Origin of the sequence: Brevibacterium salitolerans (assembly GCF_039531405.1) — a bacterium.
Classification (GTDB): Bacteria; Actinomycetota; Actinomycetes; order Actinomycetales; family Brevibacteriaceae; genus Brevibacterium; species Brevibacterium salitolerans.
Genome location: NZ_BAAAPZ010000002.1, coordinates 107,486 through 109,463, shown reverse-complemented (window position 1 = coordinate 109,463; position 1,978 = coordinate 107,486). Strand labels below are relative to the sequence as shown.

Here is a 1,978-nt window from a genome sequence, read left to right as displayed (position 1 = left end):
CACATTCCGTACGGAATCAATCAGCTGTGAGGCCGGCGGGCCTCAGCTGACCTCCCACTCCCAGTAGTTCCAGAACATGGTGGGCGTAACCGTGATCGAGGAGACGTTCTGCAGCCGGTCACGGTAGATCGTGAGCCCCGGGTGCTGGAACAGCGTGACGCCGAACGCGTCGTCCACGAGAGTGGATTCGATCTCGGTGAGGATCTCCTCCTGTCGTCCTTCGTCGGTCTCGACCTGGAGCTCGTCGTAGAGCCCGTCGACCTTCTCATTGGAGTAGCCGCCGTAGTTGTTCTGCTGGCCGGTGCGGAAGTTCGCATCGGACTCGGTCACACCAGTGTTGGTGGACTGCCAGCCGAAGAGCGAGGCGTCGTAGGTGCCGTCACCCAGCCGCGTACCCCAGTTGTCGTCGCCGTCCTCGATGATCTCGAAGCCGGCGGCCTCGGCCTGCTCCTTGATGAGCGTGAACTGCTGCGCGCGGCGCTCGTTCGAGGCACCGTAGAGGACACGGACCTTGGGCGATTCGACGCCGGCCTCCTCGAGGAGGGCCTTGGCTCCCTCGGCGTCGCTGCCGGGGTACTCCTCGGCCAGACCGTTCCCGCCGGTGATCCCGTCGTACATCGGCGAACCCGGGAACATGGTGTAGGAGTCCCTGAGCACAGCCTCGTCGTTGAGCGGCTTGATGATGGTGTCGAGGATCTGCTGACGGGGCAGGGTCTTGAGGAAGGCCTGCCGGACAAGCTTGGCCTTCTCCTCGTCGCCGCCGTAGGTCTCCGGATCGAACGGGCCGCCGTTGTCGAAGGTGAGATCGACGTGCTCATAGGTGCCGCCGTCCTCGGCGATGACCTCGACGCCGTCGATCGCCTCTGACGCGGAGAGCACATCAGCGGTGGCCTGCGGCTGGATGATGTCCAGCTCGCCGTTCTCGATGCCCTGGACGCCGGCCATCGGGTCCTCGTTGTAGCGGACGACGACCTGGTCGATCTTGGGATCCGTGGGACCGGTGTACGCCTCGTCCTTCTCCAGGGTGAGGTTCTGGCCCTCGGCGAAGCCCGTCATCTTGTACGGCCCGTTGTGGATGAGGAGGTCCTCGTCATCCGGCAGCGAGGTGAAGTTGAAGCCGGTGTTCCACGTGTTCGCGATCTTGGACAGCGCCTCGTTGTCCTTGTTCTCGAAGGCGTCGAGGATCGCCTGCTTGGCCTCCTGGGGATCGTCGATGCCCAGGGCCTTCTTCGCGACGATGTGCGAGGGCAGTCCCACGCCGTCGGCACCGAAGCCCAGCTCCAGCTCCCAGTCCGCGAAGGGCTTCGAGTATTCGAAGGTCACGGACTTGCCGTCCTCGGAGATCTCCGGGAAGTCCTTGATGAGTCCGGCGCCGGGGCTCGCGGAGTCGAAGTAGACATCGCCCTCACTCTGCTCGGCGAGATCACCGGACTCCTCGTCGCGGTCCTCCGCCACGTCCTCGTCGGACTCGGTGTTGAAGTTCGTGGACTTCGCCGCCCAGTGCAGCACGATGTCCGCGGCGTCGACCGGCGTGCCGTCGGACCACGTGGCCGTGTCCGCGAACGTGTACTTCACCTGAAGCGGGTCCTCGGAGACCTGCTCGACGGTGCCGAGCGTGCCGTCGACCAGCTCCAGGTTCCCGTCATAGTGCTTGAAGTTGTCGTTCATCATGTACGTGAGATTGGAGTTCGCGACGGCATTGCCGTTCACGGTCTCCGTATTCATGCTGCGGAACGGCTCGTTCCACCCCACGTTGAGGACACTGGGACCGTCAGAGCCGCCGGCGGCCTCGCCGCCGTCGCTGCCGGGAGGAGTGCATGCGGAGAGGACGAGAGCGGCGGCTGCAACGCCCGCACCCACTCCGAGGTAGCGCTTGTTCACGGTGGAACTCCTGTGCTCAGGGAATGCTGATGTATGGCCCGTGCCTCACCGCCGCCGCAGAGCGGCCGCAGGAGGACGGGCCGGTCGTCCGAGTCAC

Annotated in this window: 1 protein-coding gene; it reads right to left on the bottom strand. The window is 64.9% G+C overall.

The genetic code is table 11. From position 1 onward, the window contains the following. Positions 1 to 42 precede the first annotated feature (42 nt). Positions 43 to 1,881 (bottom strand): ABC transporter family substrate-binding protein, encoded by a 1,839-nt coding sequence (locus tag ABD240_RS01445; protein ID WP_344334564.1) that lies wholly within the window; start codon positions 1,879 to 1,881, stop codon positions 43 to 45. Between the last annotated feature and the right edge of the window lie 97 nt (positions 1,882 to 1,978).